Genomic DNA, 1,383 nt, shown 5'->3' on the forward strand with positions numbered 1-1,383 from the left:
CAGAATAATATGCAGTGCGTCATTCAGACGTTTGCAGGACAAAACTCAGGTATTTCCGTTGGATAAAAGCGATTTTGTGCGTACAAGGCTGACCCATTCTCTTGAAGTTTCCTCATTTGCCAAATCATTAGGGCAGACCGCTTTTCAGTATCTGATCGACAATAATATTGATGAAGATATAACAGCGGAAACTAAGGACAAGGTATGCAGTATACTTGAATGTGCAGGGCTGCTGCATGATATAGGCAATCCTCCTTTCGGACATTTTGGTGAAGATTCCATCAGAAACTGGTTTGAAGCAAATCTAACGAAAATTGAATTTGACGGAACTACGCTTGATCGGTATTTAGACGAGCAGATGAAAAGCGATCTGCTTCGTTTTGAGGGTAATGCCCAGGCTCTTCGCTTGCTGACAAAGCTGCACTATCTTGTTGATGAAAACGGTATGCATCTTACTTATGCTTTGCTCAATACGCTGATAAAGTATCCGATTTCATCTTGTGAAATAGATAAGCAAAGTGGTAATATCAAGACTAAGAAGATGGGATATTACCTTGCAGAAAAAGAGCTTTTTGAAGATATTACATCTTCGACCGGTGCAGCAGATTGCCGGTATCCGCTTACATATTTGCTTGAAGCCGCCGATGATATAGCTTATCTGACAGCTGACATAGAGGACGCAGTAAAGAAAGGGTTTCTCAGTTATGACCAGCTTCTTGAAGAGTTAAGAAGTGAGAAATACATAAGTAAATGCGCCGATGAAGATGAGAGAAAAAATTATACCAATATGATCGATTGGTTGGAAACAAAATATCAAAATGCTAAAGCTAAGAAAATAGCAAATCCCGAGCTTAATGCGGTTCAGAATTGGGTTATCAGTATACAGGGAAATCTTTTATACTGTGCTTCATATGGCTTCACAAGAAATTACAGAAGTATAATGGAAGGCACATTCACTAAAGATGTGCTTTCTGTATCACGTGGAAATGCTATGTCAAAGGCTTTAGGGGGTATAGCATACGAGTATGTTTTCCGTTCTAAGCCGATACTTAAAATGGAGATCTCTGCGGGTAATATAATCAATTTTCTGCTCGACAATTTCATTCCTGCGGCAGTTAATTTTGATACTGGAACAAAGCTTTCACCTATGAAGGATAGACTAATGAATATGATTTCTGATAACTATCGTCAGATTTACACAATATATTCTGAGGGTAAGAGCGATAAAGAAAAGCTGTATCTCAGACTGCTTCTGGTAACTGATTTCGTCTGCGGCATGACTGATAGTTATGCTAAAAGGCTTTATCAGGAGTTGAGTGGGATTGAGTGATGGAGGAACTTATTATGTTAATTGATGAAATTATTAATTTTTGCGACGCTGAC

Annotated in this window: 1 protein-coding gene; it reads left to right on the forward strand. The window is 38.8% G+C overall.

Features of this window, described 5'->3' with window-relative positions; genetic code table 11:
• Positions 1 to 1,330 (forward strand): deoxyguanosinetriphosphate triphosphohydrolase (locus QVO88_RS05940; RefSeq protein WP_288177818.1); only part of this gene is annotated, 1,330 nt, incomplete at its 5' end.
• Positions 1,331 to 1,383: the final 53 nt, after the last annotated feature.

This window comes from Ruminococcus sp. CAG:57 (assembly GCF_000435935.1).
In the GTDB taxonomy this organism is placed as follows: domain Bacteria; phylum Bacillota; class Clostridia; order Oscillospirales; family Ruminococcaceae; genus Hominimerdicola; species Hominimerdicola aceti.